The organism is Streptomyces sp. NPDC048288, from assembly GCF_043201555.1.
Lineage (GTDB): Bacteria > Actinomycetota > Actinomycetes > Streptomycetales > Streptomycetaceae > Streptomyces.
Map to the genome: position 1 here is coordinate 630,248 of NZ_JBICZD010000004.1, position 21,952 is coordinate 652,199.

General features: G+C 75.1%; 1 protein-coding gene. It reads left to right on the forward strand.

What is annotated here, in order from left to right; all coding sequences use genetic code 11:
* Window position 1: 1 nt before the first annotated feature.
* Complete coding sequence (locus ACGFZS_RS18245) at window positions 2–21,907, forward strand: non-ribosomal peptide synthase/polyketide synthase (RefSeq protein WP_393795916.1); 21,906 nt, start codon at window positions 2–4, stop codon at window positions 21,905–21,907.
* Window positions 21,908–21,952: the final 45 nt, after the last annotated feature.

The window sequence follows — 21,952 nt, forward strand, 5'->3', positions numbered from 1 at the left end:
TGTGTCGGGCAACACGCGTTCTTCCGCACCTTCTTCCGCCACGGATTCCGCGGCGCAGACGACACCCACGGAGGACTACTGGCGGGAACGGTTCGCCGCCCCCGCACCGGAGACCGCACTGCCGCTCGACTTCCCCTATCCCGCACACCCGTTGGAGCCCCGGCCGCGTGCCACCCGCACCGCCGCGCTCGCCGCGCCCGCCGACGAGGACACCCTCCTCGCCGCGTTCGTCACCCTGCTGCACCGGTACGGCGGCGGCACGGCCCAGGACCTGACGGTCACTCACGACGGCCTTCCGCTACGGCTGTCGGTGTCCGGCGGCATGCCGTTCGCCGAGCTCCGCGAGCACCTCGCCGCCACCCGCGCGGAGGCCACCGCCCACCGGCTGCCCACCGCCGAGCTGCTACGACTGCTCGCCCCCGAACCCGGGCGCGGTGGCGCCCTGTTGTGCGCCACCGGCTTCGGCACCGCCCCCTGGGACGGCGGCGGTCCGCTGGACCTGGCGCTGTCCGTGACCGACGGGCGGCTGTGCGCGGACTACGCCGCCGACCTCTTCGAACCCGCCACCGTCGACCGGATCCTCGGCCACTGCGCCACGCTCCTCGCCGACGCCCTCGCCCGGCCCGGCACCCCCCTCGCCGACCTCGAACTCCTCGGCGAGGAGGAGCGGCAGCGGATCCTGCGCGACTGGAACGACACCGACCACGACGTGCCCGCGCGCACCTGGCCGCACATGTTCGCCGACCAGGTCGCCGCCCGCCCCGACGAAGTGGCCCTGATCCACGAGGACGTCCGCCTCACCTACGCCGAACTAGACGCCCGCGCCGCCCGGCTGGCGCACGCCCTGGTGGCCCGGGGCGCCGGACCCGAGCAGGTCGTGGCGCTCGCCGTACCGCGCTCCGCCGACATGATCGTCGCGGAGGTCGCCGTACTGAAGGCCGGTGCGGCCTATCTGCCGGTCGACACCGACTATCCGGCGGACCGCATCGCCTACATGCTGGACGACGCCCGCCCGGTCTGCCTGGTCACCACCGCCGAGATGGTCCCCGACCTGCCGCCGGGCCTGGACCCGCTGGTCCTGGACGCCCCGGAGACCGTCGCCGAGCTGGCCGCCCACCCGGCCCAGGACCCGGCGTCCGCAGCCGGGTTGACCGTCGCGCACGCCGCCTACGTCATCTACACCTCCGGCTCCACCGGCCGCCCCAAGGGCGTGGTGCTCTCTCACGCCGGTGTCGCCAAACTGGTCGCCACCCAGCGCGAACGGTTCGGGATCGGCCCGCACAGCCGGGTCCTGCAGTTCGCCTCGCCCAGCTTCGACGTGGCCTTCTGGGACCTCTGCCTCGGCCTGCTCTCCGGCGGCCGGCTGGTCGTCGTCCCCGCCGACCGCCGGGTGCCCGGCGCACCCCTCGCCGACTACGCGAACGCGCACGGCATCACCTTCATGATCCTGCCGCCCGCCCTGCTGGCCGCCCTGCCCGAGGACGTGCGGCTCCCGGCCACGGCGACGCTGCTGGCGGGCACCGAGCGCGTCTCGCCGGAACTGGTCGGCCGCTTCGCACGCGGCCGGATGATGTTCAACGCCTACGGCCCCACCGAGGCCACCACCAACTCCACCCTCGGCCGGTGCGATCCCGACACCCCGGCGGGCACCGTCGTCCCCATCGGCGTCCCCGACCCGGGCACCCGCGCCTACGTCCTCGACGACCGGCTACGGCCCGTACCCGCCGGTGTGGTCGGGGAGTTGTACCTCGGCGGCGCCGGACTCGCCCGCGGCTACCTCGGCCGCCCCGCGCTGACCGCCGAGCGGTTCGTCGCCGACCCGTTCGGCGCGCCCGGCGAACGCCTCTACCGCACCGGCGACCTGGTCCGCTGGAGGTCCGACGGGCGGCTGGAGTTCCACGGCCGCGTCGACAGCCAGATCAAGATCCGCGGCTTCCGGATCGAGCCCGGCGAGATCGAGTCGGTGCTGCGCGCCCACCCCGCCGTCGACCAGGCCGCCGTCGTGGTCCGCGAGGACCGGCCCGGCGACCGCCGTCTCGCCGCCTACGTCGTGCCCTCCCTGGAGGCCGCCGCCGAGGCCGACGAAGCCGTGGCCGACTGGAAGGACCTGCACGAACTCCTCTACTCCGCCGCCGGCGCGGACCGGTTCGAGGAGAACTTCGCGGGCTGGAACAGCATGTACGACGGCCTGCCCCTGCCGCTCGCCGACCTGCGCGAGTGGCGGGACGCGACCGTCGCCCGGATCCGCGAACTGCGGCCCCGCCGGGTCCTGGAGATCGGCGTCGGCAGCGGCCTGCTCCTCTCCCGGATCGCCCCCGAGTGCGCCGAGTACGTCGGCACCGACCTCTCCGAGGAGGCGGTACGCGCCCTGCGCGCCCAGGTCGACGCCGCACCCGGGCCGGCCGGCAAGGTCAGCCTGCACGCCCGGCCCGCGCACGAACTGACCGGCCTGCCCGAGGGCCACTTCGACACGATCGTCGTCAACTCCGTCGTCCAGTACTTCCCGGGCGCCGACTACCTCACCGACGTCCTGAACTCGGCCGCCCGCCTCCTGGCGCCCGGCGGCGCCCTGTTCGTCGGCGACGTGCGCAACCTGCGGCTGCTGCGCACCCTGGCCACCGCCATCGAGGCGGGCCGCGCCACCACCGACGACAAGGACACCCTGCGCGCCGCCGTCGACCGCGCCGTCGCCTGGGAGGGCGAACTCCTCCTCGACCCCGACTACTTCGCGACGCTCGACGGCTTCACCGCCGACATCCGGATCAAGCGCGGTGCCCACCACAACGAACTGACCCGCTACCGCTACGACGTCGTCCTGCGCCCCGGCACCGACCGGCCCGCCGCCGCGGCACCGGACCTTCCCTGGTCCGCGCTCGGCACCCCCGAGGCCCTCGACGCGTACCTCGCCGCCGCCGGCCGCCCGGACCGGCTGCGCGTCACGGGCATCCCCAACGCCCGCCTCGCCCCCGACCTGGCCGCCCTCGGCACCCTCGACGACAGCAGCCGCACCGGCAGCGCCGGAGTCGACCCCGAGACCCTGCACGAGACCGCCGCCCGGCACGGCTACCGCATCGCCCTCACCTGGACCGCGGACGCCGAGGACGGCAGCCTGGACGCGCTGTTCGCGCTCGGCGACGACACCCCGCCCGGCCCGCTCTACCTCCCCGGCCCGGCCCACCCGCACGCCAACCGCCCGGCGCCGTTCCGCAACGTCACCGCGCTGATGACCCGACTGCGCGCGCACGCCGCCGAGTTCCTGCCCGAGTACATGGTCCCGGCCGCCCTGGTCCCGCTGGACCGGCTCCCCGTCACCCCCAGCGGCAAGCTCGACTCCGCCGCCCTGCCCGTCCCGGACTACGGCCTGCTCAGCTCGGGCCGCGCCCCGCGCACCGAGCGCGAACGCCTGCTGTGCGACCTGTACGCGCGCGCCCTGCGGGTGCCCTCGGTCACCGTCGACGACGACTTCTTCGCCCTCGGCGGCGACAGCATCGTCGCCATCCAGCTGCTCGTGCTGGCCCGCCGGGCCGGTCTGGAACTCACCCCGCGCGACGTCTTCCGGCACCGCACGGTCGCCCAGCTCGCCACGGCCGCCCGCACCGCCACCGACCCGCAGGACCCCTCCGACACCCCCTGGGACCAGCCGACCGCCGGACAACTCGCCGCGCTCCAGGGCCAGGACCCGCTCACGGTCGCCGAGGTCCTGCCGCTCGGCCCGCTCCAGGAGGGCTTCTTCTTCCACGCCCTCGTGGACGGCGCCGAGCACGACGCCTACGTGGTCCAGCAGGTGATCGAACTCGCCGGGCCGGTCGACGGCGGCCTGCTGCGCCGTGCCGCCCAGCGGCTGCTGGACCGGCACGCCCCGCTGCGGGCCTGCTTCCGCCAGCTCCCCGACGGCCGCCCCGCCCAGCTCGTCGCCACCGGCCTCGACGTGCCGTGGCGCGAGGTCGACCTCGCCGCCCAGGACTCCGCCGTCCGCGCGGGCCTCGCCGAGGCCGTCGCCGCCGACGAACGCGCCCGCCGCTTCGACCTCGCCCGCCCGCCACTGCTGCGCTGCGCCCTGGTCCACCTCGGCGAGGACCGCAGCCACCTCGTCCTGACGTTCCATCACATCGTCGCCGACGGCTGGTCACTGCCCGTCCTGCACCGCGAACTCCTCGCCCTCTACGGCGAACAGCCCGCCCCACTGCCCGAAGTCGCCCCCTATGGCGGCTACCTGGCCCGGGTCGCCCGCGCCGACCGCCAGGCCGCCCGGGACGCCTGGCGCACCGCCCTCGCGGGTCTCGACGAGCCCACCCGCCTGATCGAGACCCCGGCCGCCGGACCGGTCGAGCCCGCCCAGCTCCGTGTCGAGCTGCCCGAGCGCACCACCGCCCGCCTCATCGCCCGCGCCCGCGAGCACGGCGTCACCCTCGGCACGGTCGTCCAGGCCGCCTGGGGCCTGCTGCTCTCGGGTCTGACCGGCCGTCAGGACGTGGTGTTCGGCACCACCGTCTCCGGCCGCGACGCCGCCGTGGACGGCATCGAGTCGATGGTCGGCCTCTTCATCAACACCCTGCCCACCCGGCTGGCCTGGACCCCCGCCGACACCCTCGGCGCCGTCCTGGAGCGACTCCAGCGCGAGCAGAGCGCCCTCCTCGACCACCAGCACCTCGGTCTCGCCGAGATCCAGCGGGCCGCCGGGCACGCGGGCGGCGGTGAACTCTTCGACACCCTCGTGGTGTTCGAGAACTACCCCGCCGAGCCGGACCTCACCGACCCGACCGGTACCGTCCGGCTGACCGGGCACGCCTTCCACGACGCCGTGCACTATCCGCTGGCCCTGATCGTCAAGCCCGGCCGCCGGCTCGACCTGCGCCTCAAGCACCACGCGCACCGCGTCCCCGCCGAAGCCGTGCAGCGGCTCGCCGACCGGCTCGTCCGCGTCCTGGACGCCCTCGCCGAGGACACCGCACGCCCGGTGGCCGCCCTCGACCTGCTCACGGACGCCGAGCGCGTCCACCCGGAGGGCGACCGGCACACCGTACCGGCGACCACCCTGCCGGCCGCGATCGCCGCGCGGACCGCCCGTACGCCCGACGCGACCGCGGTCGTCCACGAGGGCACCGCCCTCACCTACGCCGAACTCGACGCCCGCGCCGAGGCGTTGGCCCGCAGGCTGCGCGCCCGGGGCGCCGGGCCCGAGCAGTTCGTCGCCGTAGCCGTACCGCGCTCGGCGGAGCTGATGGTGGCCCTGCTGGGGGTGCTGAAGTCGGGCGCCGCCTACCTCCCGCTCGACCTCGACTACCCCGCCGACCGCCTCGCGTACATGCTCGCCGACTCCGGCGCCCGGACCGTCGTCACCACCGCCCGCGACGCGGCCCGGCTGCCGCAGGCGGACGGACTGGACATCCTCCACGTCGAGGAGGCCGAGGAGGAGGACGACCTCCGGGACCTACCGGATTTCGTCGCCCTCCGCGACGTGCCGGAGCCCACCCCCCTCACCCCCGACCACCCCGCCTACCTCATCTACACCTCCGGCTCCACCGGCCGCCCCAAGGGTGTCGTCGTCACCCACCGCGCCATCGGCAACCGGCTCGCGTGGATGCAGGGCGCGTACGGGCTCGCCGCCGACGACCGCGTGCTGCAGAAGACACCGGCCGGCTTCGACGTCAGTGTCTGGGAGTTCTTCTGGCCGCTGTGCGAGGGCGCCGCCGTCGTCCTGGCCGCACCCGACGGGCATCGTGACCCCGCCTACCTCACCCGTCTGATCCGGGCCGAGTCCGTGACGACCCTGCACTTCGTGCCGTCGATGCTGGAGGCGTTCCTCGCCTCCGACGAGGTGACCGGCGACCCGTCCTGGGCGGCCTCCCTGCGCCGCGTCCTCAGCAGCGGCGAGGCCCTGCCCGGGCAGGCGGCGGCCCGCTGGCGCGAGCTGACCGGCGTACCGCTGCACAACCTGTACGGGCCCACCGAGGCCGCCGTCGACGTGACGCACCACGCCTACGACGGCGCCCCCGACACCACCGTGCCCATCGGCAGGCCGGTGTGGAACACCGGTCTGCGGGTGCTGGACTCCTGCCTGCGCCCGGTGCCCGACGGGGTGCCCGGCGAGCTGTACCTGACCGGCGTCCAGCTGGCCCGCGGTTACCACCGTCGGCCCGCGCTGACCGCCGACCGCTTCGTCGCGGATCCCTTCGGCGCGCCCGGCACCCGCATGTACCGCACCGGTGACCTGGTGCGCCGTGGTCCGGACGGCACTCTCGACTACCTGGGCCGCACCGACCGGCAGGTCAAGCTGCGCGGCAACCGGATCGAACTCGGCGAGATCGAGGCCGTGCTGACCCGGCATCCGGCGGTGGCGCGCGGCGCCGTCGTCGTCCGGGAGCAGCGGCTGGTGGCCTACGCGGTCCCGGCGGCCGGCGCGGTCGCCGACCCGGCCGAGCTGCGTGCCGCCCTCGCCGGGGCGCTGCCCGCGCCGCTGGTCCCCGAGGCGTACGTCGTCCTCGCCGACCTGCCGCTCACCCCGAGCGGCAAGCTCGACCAGGCCGCGCTGCCCGCCCCCGAGGCCGAGCGGGCCGCCCGCCGGGAACCCGCGGGGCCGCTGGAGCGGCGGCTCACCGACATCTTCGCCGGTGTGCTCGGCATCGCGGACGTGGGCCCGGACGACGACTTCTTCCGGCTCGGCGGCGACAGCATCAGCTCCATCGGCGTCGCCAGCCGGGCCCGCGCGGCAGGCCTGGACCTCAGCCCGCGTGACGTCTTCACCCATCGCACGCCCGCCGCCCTCGCGGCCACCACCGGCACGGTTGCGCGTGAAGCGGCCACCACCGCTGCCGCCTTCACCCTCACCGACGCCGAACACGCCCGCGTCCGCGCCCTCGCCGCCCCGGCCGCGGTCGCCGACGTCTGGCCGCTGGCCCCCCTCCAGGAAGGCCTGTTCTTCCACTCGGCCTACGACCAGGGCGCGTTGGACGTCTACACCGTCCACGAGACCTTCGACTTCGCCACCCGCCTGAACGCGGCCCAGCTGCGCGCCGCCGTCCGCACCCTGCTGAACCGCAACCCCGGCCTGCGCGCGGGCTTCACCAGCGAAGGGCTGGACCAGCCGGTGCAGTTCATCGTCGAGGACCCGGAGATCCCGCTCGACGAGGTCGACCTCGGCCACCTCCCGCCCGACGAACAGGACGCCCGCGTCCGGGAGTTGACCGATGCCGAACGCGACCGCCGGTTCGACCTGTCCGCGCCCCCGCTGTTCCGGCTGCTCCTGCTGCGCCTGGGCGCCGAGCGCGGCGACCGGCTCGTCGTCGGCCGCCATCTGATCCTCTGGGACGGCTGGTCGGCCTGGCTCTTCCTGGACGAGCTGTTCGCGCTGTACGAGACCGGCGGCGACGCGTCCGCCCTGCCCGCGCCCGGCAGCTACCGCGCCTACCTGACCTGGCTGGAACAGCAGGACGACTCGGCCGCCACCGCCGCCTGGCGCACCGCCCTGGCCGGTCTGGAGGAGCCCACGCTGCTCGCCCCGGCGGCCGCCGACGGGCTCGAACCGGTCATCCCCGACCAGCTCGACACCCGCCTGAGCGCCGCACTCGGCGACCGGCTGCGGGAGACCGGCCGCGTCCACGGCCTCACCCTGAACACCCTGCTCAACGCGGCCTGGGGCCTCACCCTGGCCTCCGCCACCGGCCGGACCGACGTCGTGTTCGGCACCACCGTCGCCGGTCGGCCCAGCGAGGTCCACGACGTCGAGCACATCATCGGCCTGTTCCTCAACACGGTCCCGGCCCGGATCGCCTTCGACCCCGCCGAGCCGGTCCTCGGCCTGCTCCGCCGGATCCAGGGCGAGCGGCTCGACCTGATGCCGTACGAGCACCTCAGCCTCGGTGTGCTCCAGGCCGAGACCGGCCACCGCAAGCTCTTCGACACGCTGTTCGTGCTCCGCAACAACGACACCGAGGACCGGCTGGCCGAGCTGCGCACCCGGCACGGCGCCACCGCCGTCGCCAATGTCGACGCCACCCACTACCCGGCCAACCTCGTCGTCACCCCGGGGCACCGGATCGCGGTGACCCTGACCCACCGGCCCGACCTGGTCCCGGCGGACCGGGCGCGGGACCTCCTCGACCGCTTCACCCTGCTCCTCGACCTGCTCACCGCCGACCTGACGGCCCCCGTCGGCTCGCTGGACCCGCTGCTGCCCGCGGAACACGCGGCGCTGCGCGAGGAACGGGCGGCCGGCCGGGTCGAGGACCCCGAGGACACCGTCGCCGACCTGCTCGCCGCCCAGGCCGTACGGACCCCGGACGCCCGCGCCCTCGTCTTCGGCGAGCGGACGCTGACGTACGCCGAACTCGACGCGGCCGTGAACCGCACGGCCCGGCTGCTGATCGGGCACGGCGCGGGTCCCGAGCGGGTCGTCGCCCTCGGACTGCCGCGCTCCCTGGACATGGTCGTCGCCCTCTTCGCGGTGCTGCGCACCGGCGCCGCCTACCTGCCCCTCGAACTGGACCACCCGGCCGACCGGCTCTCCCTGATGCTGGCCGACGCCCGCCCCCTGCTGCTGCTCACCAACGCGGCCGTCTCCGCCACCCTGGACGGCGCGACGCCCCGCGTCCTGCTCGACGACCCCGCCGTGGAGCGGGAGCTGGCCGGACTGCCGGACACCCCCGTCCGGCGCCGCTTCAGCCTCGAACACCCCGCCTACGTCATCTACACCTCCGGCTCCACCGGCCGCCCCAAGGGCGTCGTCACCCCCTACCGGGGTCTGACGAACATGCAGCTCAACCACCAGAAGGAGATCTTCGAACCGGCCATCGCCGCGGCCGGCGGCCGGCGGCTGCGGATCGCGCACACCGTGTCCTTCGCCTTCGACATGTCCTGGGAGGAACTGCTCTGGCTCGTCGAGGGCCACGAAGTGCACGTCTGCGACGAGGAGTTGCGGCGCGACGCGGAGGCCCTGGTCGCCTACTGCGAAGAGCACCGCGTCGACGTCGTCAACGTCACGCCCACCTACGCCCGGCTGCTGATCGAGCAGGGTCTGCTGCGGGGCCATGTCCCGCCGCTGGTCCTGCTCGGCGGCGAGGCGGTCCCCGAGACGGTCTGGGCGGCCCTGCGCGACACCGAGGGGACGTACGGCTACAACCTGTACGGGCCCACCGAGTACACCATCAACACCCTCGGCGGCGGCACCCTCGACAGTGCCACCCCCACCGTCGGCAAGCCCATCCGCGGCACCCGCGCCCACCTCCTGGACGCCTGGCTGCGCCCGGTGCCCGACGGCGTCCCCGGCGAGCTGTACATCGCCGGCATCGGCCTGGCCCGCGGCTATCTGGACCGGCCCGCCCTGACCGCCGAACGGTTCGTCGCCGACCCGTTCGGGGAGCCCGGCGAGCGCATGTACCGCACCGGCGACCTGGTGCGCCGGGGCCCCGACGGCAACCTCGACTTCCTCGGCCGCACCGACGACCAGGTCAAGATCCGCGGCTACCGCATCGAGCCCGGCGAGATCGAGACCGCCCTCAGCCGCCGCCCGCTGGTCGCCCAGGCCGCCGTCGTGGTCCGCGACGAACGCCTCGTCGGCTATGTCGTGCCCTCCGGCGCCGACGCCGGCGAACGCTCCGCCGCCGAGGCCGCGCAGGTGGGGGAGTGGCAGGAGATCTACTCCGACGAGTACGAGGAGATCGGCACCGCCGTCTTCACCGAGCAGTACGACGGCTGGGACAGCTCCTACGACGGGCAGCCCATCCCCTTCGACCAGATGCACGAGTGGCGCGAGGCGACCGTGGCCCGCGTCCGCTCCCTGAATCCGCGCCGGATCCTGGAGATCGGCGTCGGCTCCGGTCTGCTGCTGTCCCGGCTGGCCCCGGACGCCGAGGAGTACTGGGCGACCGACTTCGCCGCCCCGGTCATCCGCAAGATCGGGGCGGAGCTGCGGGCCCGGGACCCCGAGCTGGCCTCCCGGGTGGAACTGCGCTGCCGCCCCGCCGACGACCTGAGCGGCCTGCCGACCGGCCACTTCGACACGATCGTCATCAACTCCGTCATCCAGTACTTCCCGAGCGTCGAGTACCTCACCGCCGTCATCGACGGCGCCATGGAGCTGCTCGCGCCCGGCGGCGCCCTGTTCGTCGGCGACGTCCGCAACCTGCGGCTGGCCCGCACCTTCCACACCGAGATCCAGCGCGCCCGGGGGACGGCGGAGGCCGACCTGGAGCGGGCGGTGGAACGCGGCCTGCGCCTGGAGAAGGAACTCCTGGTCGACCCCGACTACTTCACCACCCTCGGCCACGGCGTCGACCTGCGCACCAAGCGGGGCGTCCACCACAACGAGCTGACCCGGCACCGCTACGACGTCGTCCTGTACGCGGGCGAACCCGACGTCCGCCTCGACGACGCGCCGACGGTCGACTGGACCACCGCGCGCACCGTGGGCGAACTGGCGCGCGGCGGCTGGACCTCCGAGGCGGTCTCGGAACTGCTCGGCCAGGCGGAGCAGTTGGCCGCCCGCGTCGGCGAAGGCGCGCGCACCGGTGGGTCCGGCGCGCTGCGCGTCACCGGGATCCCCGACGGCCGCGTCCGCGCGGACGGTGTCGACCCGGAGACCCTGCACGCCCTCGGTGCCGAGGCCGGACACCGGGTGCTGACCACCTGGGCGCCGGGGCCGGGGACCGGGACGTACGACGCCGTGTTCCTCGCCGCCGAACACCGGCTCACCGGCGGCCTGTTCCGCCCCGGCGGCGGCACCGGGCCGTACGCCAACGACCCCACCGCCGCCCGCGAGACCGGCGCCCTGGTGCGGCGCCTGCGCGAGGACCTCGGCCGTGAGCTGCCCGAGTACATGGTCCCGGCCGCCTTCGTCACCGTCGAAACGCTGCCCATGAACGCCAACGGCAAGCTCGACGTGCGCGCCCTGCCCGAGGCCGAACCCGCCGTCGCCCTCGGCGGCGGACGCGGCCCCCGCACCCCGCGGGAAGTGGTGCTGTGCCGTCTGTTCGCGGAGGTGCTGGGGCTGCCCGAGGCGGGTGCCGAGGACAACTTCTTCGACCTGGGCGGCCATTCGCTGCTGGCCACCCGGCTGGTCAGCCGGGCCCGCACCGAACTGGGCGCCGAACTCGCCATCCGTGACCTGTTCGAGGCGCCCACCCCCGCCCGGCTCGCCGCCCGCGTCGGCGAGGCGAGCCCGGCCCGGCCGCCCGTCACCCCGGTGGCCGACCGGCCCGACCGGATCCCGCTGTCCCCGGCCCAGCGCCGGCTGCTGCTCGTCGAGCAGATCACCGGCAGCGGTGTCGCCTACAACTTCCCGCTGGTCCTCCGGCTCCGCGGCGACCTCGACACCGAGGCCCTGCGCGCCGCCCTGCGGGACGTGGCGGGCCGCCACGAGGCGCTGCGCACGGTGTTCCCGGCCCACGAGGGCGAGCCGTACCAGCGGATCGTCCGGGCCGAGGACGCCGACCCGGCGCTCACCGTCGTCGACGCCACCGAGAGCGAGGTGCCCGCGCTGATCGAGGCCGCCCAGCGCCGCCCCTTCGACCTCACCGCCGAACTCCCGCTGCGCTGCGAGGTGTTCCGCCTCGCGGCCGACGACCATGTGGTCGCCGTCGTCCTGCACCACATCACCACCGACGAGTGGTCGGACCGGCCGTTCCTCGCCGACCTCGACACCGCCTACGCGGCCCGCCGCACGGGCCGCGCCCCGGCCTGGGCGCCGCTGCCCGTCCAGTACGCCGACTACACGCTCTGGCAGCGGGACCTGCTCGCCGCCACCGGCGAGACCCAACTCGCCCACTGGACCGACGCGTTGCGCGGACTGCCCGACGAGCTGACCCTGCCCGCCGACCGGCCGCGCCCCGCCGAGCCCACCGGACGCGGCGGCAAGGTCCGGCTGGAGCTGCCCGCGGCTACCGGGCACGCTCTGCGCGACCTCACGAACGCCACTGGCACCAGCATGTTCATGTTGTTCCAGGCCGCCACCGCCGCCCTGCTGCACCGGCTCGGCGCGGGCGAGGACATCCCGCTCGGCGCGCCCATCGCGGGCCGCACCGACGAGGCGCTCGGTGACCTGGTGGGCTTCTTCGTCAACACCCTGGTGCTGCGCACGGACCTGTCCGGCGACCGGCTGTCCTTCCGCGAACTCCTGGGCCGGGTACGGGAGTCGTCGCTGTCCGCCTTCGAGTACCAGGACCTGCCCTTCGACCGTGTGGTGGAGGCCCTCAACCCGCCCCGCGCGGCCGGCCGCAACCCGCTCTTCCAGGTCATGCTCGGCTACCACCACCGGCCCGACGGCGACCCCGACGTGCTCGGCCTGGCCACCGAGTGGTTCGACATGGACACCGGCATGGCCAAGTTCGACCTGCACTTCACCTACGTCGACGAGTCCGACCGCCTGGTCCTGATCCTGGAGTACGCCACCGACATCTTCGACGACGCCACCGCCGCACTGCTGGCGGACCGCGCGGTACGGGTCCTGGAGCACGTCTCCGCCGAACCCGACCTGCCGGTCAGGGACCTGGACGTCCTGGCGGAGGACGAGCGGACCCGCGTCCTCACCCACTGGAACGCCACCGCCCACCCCGTCCCGCCCACCACCCTGCCCGAGCTGTTCCGTGCCCAGGTGGCCCGCACCCCCGACGCCACCGCCCTCGTCTTCGAGGAACAGCGGCTGAGCTACGCCGAGCTGGACGCCCGTGTCGAGTACACCGCCCGCGTCCTGGCCGGTCTCGGCGCGGGCCCCGAGCGGACCGTCGCCGTGGCCCTGCCGCGCTCGGTGGACCTGGTCGTCGCCCTGCTGGCCGCGCACCGCGCCGGTGCCGCCTATCTGCCGCTGGACCCGGACTACCCGGCCGACCGGCTCGCCCTGATGGTCGAGGACGCCCGCCCGGTCTGCGTGATCCGCGACGGCCTGCCCACCGGCCCGGAGGGCGGGCTCCCGACGTCGTACGACCCCCGGCACCCCGCCTACGTCATCTACACCTCGGGCTCCACCGGTCGCCCCAAGGGCGTCGTCGTCCCGCACGCGGGCATCGTCAACCGGCTGCTGTGGATGCAGGACACCTACCGGCTGACGCCCGCGGACCGGGTCTTGCAGAAGACCCCGTCCAGTTTCGATGTGTCGGTGTGGGAGTTCTTCTGGCCGCTGATCACCGGCGCGGGCCTGGTCGTGGCCCGCCCCGAGGGCCACCGGGACCCCGCCTACCTGGCCCGGCTGATCCGCGAACAGGACGTCACCACCGTCCACTTCGTGCCCTCCATGCTCCAGCTGTTCCTGGAGGAGCCGACGGCCGCCGAGTGCACCGGCCTGCGCCGGGTGATGTGCAGCGGCGAGGCCCTGCCCGCCGCGCTCGCCCGCCGCTGCCACGAGGTGCTCGACACCGGACTGCACAACCTCTACGGCCCCACCGAGGCGTCCGTCGACGTCACCGCGATCGAGATCGGCCCCGGCGCGACCGTCGTCCCCGTCGGCCGCCCGGTCTGGAACACCCGGCTCTACGTCCTCGACGCCGCCCTGCGCCCGGTGCCGCCCGGCGTCCCGGGCGAGCTGTACCTGGCGGGCGTGCAGCTGGCCCGCGGCTATCTGGACCGGCCGGGACTGACCGCCGAGCGGTTCGTCGCCGATCCCCACGGGGCACCCGGCGAGCGCATGTACCGGACCGGCGACCTGGCCCGCTGGACGGCGGACGGCACGGTCGAGTACCTGGGCCGCACCGACGACCAGGTGAAGGTGCGCGGCTTCCGGGTCGAACCCGGCGAGATCGAGAACGTGCTCGCCGCCCACCCGGCCGTCGCGCAGGTCACCGTCGCCGTCCGCGACCAGGCGCTGGTGGCCTATGTCGTCCCCGCCGCGGGCCCGGTGGTGGACGCGACCGCCCTGCGCGCCCACACCGCCGCCGCGCTCCCGGCCCACATGGTCCCCGCCGCCTACGTCACCCTCGACGCCCTGCCGCTCACCCCGAACGGCAAACTCGACCGCAAGGCGCTGCCCGCCCCCGAGTTCACCTCCGCCACCGGCGACGGCACTCCGCCGCGCACCCCGCGCGAGGAGATCCTCGCCGCCCTGTTCGCCGACGTCCTGGGCCGCGAACGGATCGGCGTGGACGACGACTTCTTCGCCCTCGGCGGCCACTCGCTGCTCGCCATGCGCCTGGTCAGCCGCGTCCGCGTGGCGCTCGGCACGGAACTGACGGTCCGCGCGGTCTTCGAGGCGCCCACCGTGGCCCTGCTCGCCGCCCGCACGGACGCCTCCGGCGGCGCGGCCCGGCCCGCGCTCGCCGCCCCGCGCCCGCGTCCCGAACCGCTGCCGCTGTCCTCGGCGCAGCGCCGGCTGTGGCTGCTCGCGCAGGTGGACGGCGCGAGCACGGCCTACCACCTCCCGTCGGCCTGGCGGCTGACCGGCCACCTCGACCGGGCCGCCCTGCAGGCCGCCCTCGACGACGTGGCCGCCCGGCACACCCCGCTGCGGACCGTCTTCCCGGCCGTCGACGGGGTCCCGCACCAGCACGTCCTGGACCCGGCGGACGTCCGGGTACCGCTGGCGAGCGCCCCGTTCGAGGACCTCGCCCGGCAGGCCGCGCACCCCTTCGACCTGGAGCGCGAACTTCCCTTCCGTGCCACCCTGTTCGAGACCGGGCCCGACGAACACGTGCTGCTGCTCCTGCTGCACCACATCGCGACCGACGAGTGGTCCGACCGACCGCTGCTCGCCGACCTCTCCACCGCGTACGCGGCCCGCACCACCGGCCGGGCCCCCGACTGGGCGCCGCTGCCCGCGAGTTACGCCGACTACACGCTGTGGCAGCGCGACCTGCTGGCCGAGTCCGAGCCGCGGCTGCTCGCCCACTGGACCGAGACCCTGCGCGGGCTCCCCGCCGAACTGAACCTGCCCGTGGACCGGCCGCGCCCCGCCGAGCCGACCGGCCGCGGCGGCACCACCGGCTTCACCCTGCCGCCCGCCCTGGCCGGCGCGCTGCGCGGCCTCGCCCGGGAGCACGGCGTCAGCATGTTCATGGTCGCCCAGGCTGCCGTGGCCGCGCTGCTGCACCGGCTCGGCGCGGGCGAGGACATCCCGCTGGGCGCCCCCGTCTCCGGCCGCTCCGACGAGGCCCTCGAAGACCTCGTCGGGTTCTTCGTCAACTCCCTGGTGCTGCGCACCGACCTGTCCGGCGACCCCACCTTCGCCGAACTGCTCGGCCGGGTCCGGGACACCGACCTGGCCGCCTACGACCACCAGGAGCTGCCCTTCGAGCGGCTGGTGGAGGCCCTCAACCCCGAACGCTCCCTCGCCCGCCACCCGCTCTTCCAGGTGATGGTCGTCCACCTGGCGGACCAGGGCGACGGACCCGCGCTGCCGGGGCTGACCGTCCGCCGCGAGACCGTGGGCCAGGACAGCGCCAAGTTCGACCTCAGCTTCGACTTCGTCGAGCGGGACGAGCACATCGACGGCTGGATCGAGTACAGCGCCGACCTCTTCGACCGGCGCACCGCCGAACTCCTCGGCCGCCGCCTGGAGTCCCTGCTGGAGCAGGTCGCCGCCGATCCCGGCCGCCGCGTCGGCACCCTCGACGTGCTGCGCGAGGAGGAACGCGCCCTCGTCCTCACCGGCTGGAACGACACCGCCCGGACCGTCCCGGACCTGACGCTCCCCGAACTGTTCCGCGCCCAGGCCGCCCGCACCCCGGCCGCCACCGCGCTCGTCTTCGAGGACACCTCGCTCAGCTACGCCGAACTCGACCTGCGGGTCGAGCGGCTCGCCCACACCCTCGTCGCACACGGGGCGGGCGCCGAGGCCACGGTCGCCGTCGCCCTCCCGCGCTCCCTCGCGCTGGTGGTGACCCTGCTCGCCGTGCACCGTGCGGGCGCCGCCCACCTGCCCCTGGACACCGGCTATCTGGCCGGGCGGCTGGCGTACACCCTCGCCGACGCCCGCCCGGTCTGCCTGGTCACCGCCGAGGGCGTCACCCTTCCGGACACCACCGTGCCCCGCCTCACCGTGGACGCCGACGGCACACCCGAGCACCCCTCCGACGCGCCCCTGCCCGCCTCCTACGACCCCCGCCACCCCGCCTACGTCATCTACACCTCCGGCTCCACCGGCCGCCCCAAGGGCGTCACCGTCCCCCACCAGGGGATCGTCAACCGGCTGCTGTGGATGCAGGACACCTACCGCCTCGACCCGGGCGACCGAGTGCTGCAGAAGACCCCCGCGGGCTTCGACGTGTCGGTGTGGGAGTTCTTCTGGCCCCTGATCACCGGCGCCGCCCTGGTCGTGGCCCGGCCCGAGGGCCACCAGGACCCGGCCTACCTGGCCGGACTGATCCGGCGCGAGCGCGTCACCACGGCCCACTTCGTGCCGTCGATGCTGCGCGCCTTCCTCGACGAACCCACGGCCGCCGACTGCGCGACCCTGCGCCAGGTCATGTGCAGCGGCGAGGCCCTGCCCGCCCCGCTGGCCGCCCGCTGCCACCGGGTCCTGCCCACCGCCCGCCTGCACAACCTCTACGGCCCGACCGAGGCCTCCGTCGACGTCACCGCGCACGAGGTGCCCGCCGACCCGGCCGCCGTGCCGATCGGCCGCCCGGTGTGGAACACCCGCACCCTGGTGCTCGACGCCCGCCTGCGGCCCGTGCCGCCCGGGGTGGCCGGCGAACTGTACCTGGCGGGCGTCCAGTTGGCCCGCGGCTACCTCGGCCGGCCCGCGCTGACCGCCGAGCGGTTCCCCGCCGACCCGTACGGTCCCCCGGGCAGCCGCATGTACCGCACCGGCGACCTGGCCCGCTGGACCGCGGACGGCGAGCTGGAGTACCTCGGCCGCACCGACGACCAGGTCAAACTGCGCGGCTTCCGGATCGAGCTCGGCGAGGTCGAGGCCGTGCTCGCCGCCCACCCGGCCGTCGCGCACGCCACCGTCGTCCTGCGCGACGAACGGCTCGTCGCCTACGTGGTCCCGGCCGGTACCGGCGTGGACACCGCCCAACTGCGCGCCCACACCGCCCGGACGCTGCCCGACCACATGGTCCCGGCCGCCGTCGTCACCCTCGACGCCCTCCCGCTCACCCCCAACGGCAAGCTGGACCGCCGGGCGCTGCCCGCGCCGGACTTCGCCGCCGAGGTCACCGACACCCGACCCCGCACCCCGCTGGAGGAGACGCTCGGCGCCCTCGTCGCCGAGGTGCTCGGCCTCGAACGGGTCGGTGTGGCGGACGACTTCTTCGCCCTCGGCGGGGACAGCATCGTCGCCATGCAACTGGTCGCCCGGGCCCGCGCCGCCGGGCTGGCGTTCAGCCCGCGCGACGTGTTCCGGCACAAGTCGGTGGCCGGACTCGCCGCCGTGGCGACGACGGCGGCCACCACCGAGGCGCGGGCCGAGGACACCGTCCTGCTCGACCTCACCGACGCCGAGCGCGCCGAGGTCGCCGCCCTGCCCGCCGGTACCGACGTGCTGCCCGTCTCCCCGCTCCAGGCCGGACTCCTCTTCCACGCGGCCCTGGACTCCGCCGACGACGGACCCGACGTCTACACCGTCCAGGTCTCCTACGACCTCGAAGGGCCCCTGGACGCCGACCGGCTGCGCGCCGCCGCCCAGGACCTGCTCGACGCCCACGAGAACCTGCGCAGCGGCTTCCGGCACCTGTCCTCCGGACGGCCCGTGGCCGTCGTACCGCGCACCGCCGTGCTGCCCTGGCGCCAGCTCGACCTCGCCGGACAGCCGGACGACTGGACCCGGCTGCTCGCCCAGGAGCGGCGCCGCTTCGACCCCGAACAGCCGCCGCTGCTGCGGCTGTTGCTGGCCAGGACCGGACCCGGCCGGCACCGCCTCGTCCTCTCCCACCAGCACCTGCTCCTCGACGGCTGGTCGCTGCCCCTGCTCACCGCCGAACTGTGGGCCCGCTACGAGGGCCGCACCCCGGCCCCGCCCGCCCCCTACCGGGCGCATCTGCGGCTGCTGGCCGCCCAGGACCCGGCGACGGCCGCCGGCGCCTGGGCCGAGGCCCTCAGCGGGCTCGCCGAACCCACCCGGCTCGCGCCCGCCGACCCCGACCGGGCCGCCGCCGTCCCGCACACCCACACCGTGGAACTGGACACCGACCGCACCGCGCGACTGGAGACGTTCGCCCGGAGCCGGGGCGTCACCGTCAACACCCTCGTGCAGGCGGCCTGGGGCGTACTGCTCGGCCGGCTCACCGGACGCGACGACGTGGTGTTCGGCGCCACCGTCGCGGGCCGCTCACCCGAACTCCCCGGGTCCGAGGCGATGATCGGCCTGTTCATCAACACCGTCCCGGTCCGGGTGCGCGTCCGCCCCGAGGAGAGCACCGGCACCCTGCTGGAGCGGCTCCAGGACGAGCAGTCCCGGCTCATCGCCCACCAGCACCTCGGCCTCGCCGACATCCAGCGCGCCGCCGGACTCGGCGAACTCTTCGACACCCTCGTGGTGTTCGAGTCGTACCCGGTGGCGGAACCCGAGGCGGAGACGGGAGACGCGCCGCGCGTCACGGTCCGCGAACACGCGGACTCCACCCACTATCCCCTTGCCTGGGCGGTCGAACCCGCCGAACGGCTGCGGGTGACCGCCGAGTTCCGCCCCGACCTGTTCGAGGCGGCCACCGTACGACGGCTCACCGACGCCCTCACCGGCCTGCTCACCGGCATGGCCGCCGCCCCGGACCGCCCCGTCGGCCGGCTCGACCTGCTCGGCTCCGCCGACCGGTACACCGTCCTGGAGACCTGGAACGACAACGCGCTCCCGGCCACCGAACGGCCCGGCACCGTACCGGAGCTGTTCGCCGCCCAGGCCGCCGCCACCCCGGACGCGATCGCCGTCACCGACGGCCGTACCACCTGGACCTTCGCCGAACTCGACGCCCGCAGCGCGGAGTTGGCGCGCGTCCTGGCCGGGCACGGCGCCGGGCCCGAGCGGATCGTGGCCCTCGCCCTGCCCCGCACCGCCGACCACATCGCCGCGATCCTCGCCGTGATGCGCGCGGGCGCCGCCTATCTGCCCCTCGACCCCGACCTGCCCGAGGCCCGCCTCACCGGCATGCTCGACGACGCCCGCCCGGTCCTGATCCTCGCCACCGCGCGGACCGCCGCCGACCTGCCCGCCACCGGCATCCCGGTCCTGCTCCTGGACGCCCCGGCGGACGCCCTGCCGCAGACGGAACCCACGGCGCCCGGCCCCGACCACCCCGCCTACGTCATCTACACCTCCGGCTCCACCGGCCGCCCCAAGGGGGTCGTCGTCACCCAGCGCGGAGTCGCCAACCTCTTCCACAGCCACCGCCACGACCTGCACGACCTGGCGAAGCAGCGCACCGGACTGCGCCGGCTGCGGGTCGGACACGCCTGGTCGTTCTCCTTCGACGCCTCCTGGCAGCCCCAGCTGTGGCTGCTCGACGGGCACGCCCTGCACATCGCCGACGACGACACCCGCCGCGACCCCGAACTCCTCGCCGAGTTCATCCGCGCCCGGGGCATCGACTTCATCGAGGTCACCCCGTCCCTGCTGGCCCGGATGGCCGACAGCAGCCTGATCGGGCCCGACGGCGAATGCCCGCTCGCGGTGGTCGGCTTCGGCGGCGAGGCCGTACCCGAGTCGCTGTGGAACCGGCTCGCCGCGCTCCCGGACACCGAGGCGTTCAACCTCTACGGCCCCACCGAGACCACCGTCGACGCCCTCGTCGGCCGGGTCCGCGACAGCGCCCGGCCGGTCGTCGGCCGCCCCGTCCACCACTCCCGCGCCTACGTCCTGGACACCGTCCTGCGCCCGGTCCCGCCCGGTGTCACCGGCGAGCTGTACCTGTCCGGACCGGGCCTGGCCCGCGGCTACCTCGGCCGCCCCGAGCTCACCGCCGAACGCTTCGTCGCCGACCCCTTCGGGATGCCCGGGGCACGCATGTACCGCACCGGCGACCTGGCCCGCTGGACCGAGGACGGCCTGCTGGAGTTCGCCGGCCGCACCGACGACCAGGTCAAGATCCGCGGCTACCGGGTCGAACTCGCCGAGATCGAGGCCGCGTTGGACACCCACCCGGCCGTCGCGCGGAGCGTCGTCGTGGCACGCGAACACCGGCCAGGAGTACGGCAGTTGATCGGGTACGCGGTCGCCGACGGCGCCGACGGCACGGAGTTGCGGGCGCACGCAGCCGCCACCCTGCCCGACTACATGGTCCCGGCCGCCGTCGTGGTGCTGGAGAGGCTGCCGCTGCTGTCCAACGGCAAACTGGACCGGGCCGCCCTGCCCGCCCCGGACTTCACCGCCTCGGGCGGCGGCCGGGCCCCGGAGAACGACACCGAGCACGCCCTGCACGACCTGTTCGCGGACGCCCTCGGACTGCCCGCCGAGGCGATCGGCACCGACGACGACTTCTTCGCCTTCGGCGGCGACAGCATCGTCGCCATGCAACTCGTCGCCCGGGCCCGCTCGGGCGGACTGCGCCTCACGCCCCGCCAGGTCCTCCAGCACCGCACCGTCGCCGCCCTGGCCGCCGTCGCCGTCCCGCTGGGCGCGGGCGAACGGCACGCCACGCACGACGACGGCACCGGAACCGTCCCGCTCACCCCGATCATGCGCGCCCTGCTCGACCGCGGCGGCCCCCTCGCCGCCTACCACCAGGCCGCGCTGCTGCGCACCCCGGCCGACCTGACCGAGCCCGGACTGCTGACCGTGCTCGGAGCGCTCGCCGAGCGGCACGACATGCTCCGCGCCCGGCTCGTCCGCACCCCGGAGGCCGCGCTGAAGGTGCCGGCGGCTGCCGACACCGACGTATCGACCTGGCTCGCCCGGGTCGACGTACGCGAGGCCGCCGGGGACGAGACCGCGCTGCGGGACGCCGTCGCCCGCCACGCGCCGACGGCTCTGGCCGGGCTCGACCCCGAAGCAGGGGCCATGGTGCGGGCCGTCTGGTTCGACGCCGGGCCCGAGCGGCCCGGACGGCTGCTGCTCCTCGTCCACCACCTGGTGGTCGACGGCGTCTCCTGGCGGGTGCTGCTACCCGACCTGGCCACCGCCTGGGCGGCGGTCCGTGGCGGTCGTACCCCCGAACTCGCCCCGGTGGAGCTGTCGTTCGCCCGCTGGTCGCGGCTGCTCGGCGCCCGGGCCGTCGAACCGGCCGCCGAGGACGAGCTGCCCTGGTGGACCTCCGCGCTCGCCGAGGGCGCCGAACTCCCGCTGCCCCGACCCCTCGACCCGGCGCTGGACACGGTCGCCACCACCCGCCACCTCTCCCTGACCCTGCCCGCCCACCTCACCGGACCTCTGCTGAGCCGGGCCCCGGCCGCCTTCGGGGCGAGCGTCAACGACGTCCTGCTCACCGCGTTCGCCCTGGCCGTGGGGGACTGGCGGGCCCGGACCCTCGGCGCGGCCGCCCCCGGCGGACCCGTCCTGGTCGACCTGGAGGGCCACGGCCGCGAGGAGACAATCGCGGGCGACGCCGATCCGTCCCGTACGGTCGGCTGGTTCACCAGCGTCGTCCCGGTCCGGCTCGACCCGGGCGCGACCGGCCCGGACGCCCTATCGGGCGGACCCGCCCTGGACGCGGCCGTGGCCCGGATCCACGACCGTCTCACCGCCCTGCCCATGGCCGGCATCGGCCACGGCCTGCTGCGCCGGCTCAACCCCGCGACCGGCCCGCTCCTCGCCGAACTGGCCGAGCCGCAGATCGAGTTCAACTACATGGGCCGCTTCGGCCGCCCCGAGGCCGCCGACTGGTCCTACGCCCCCGAGGAGGACGCCGCCGACCTCGACCCGGACGCCGGGATGCCGATGTCGCACGCGCTCACCCTCAACGCCCTCACCGAGGACCGCCCCGACGGGCCGGAGCTCAGCGCCCACTGGGCGTACGCGACCGGACTGCTCACCGAGGACGCGGTGCGGGAGCTGGCCGGGACCTGGTTCCGGGCGCTGGAGGCGGTGGTACGGCGCGCGGACGAACTGAGCTGACCCCACCACGTTCACCAGAGTTCATCAGACCGGAAAGGCAAGGAA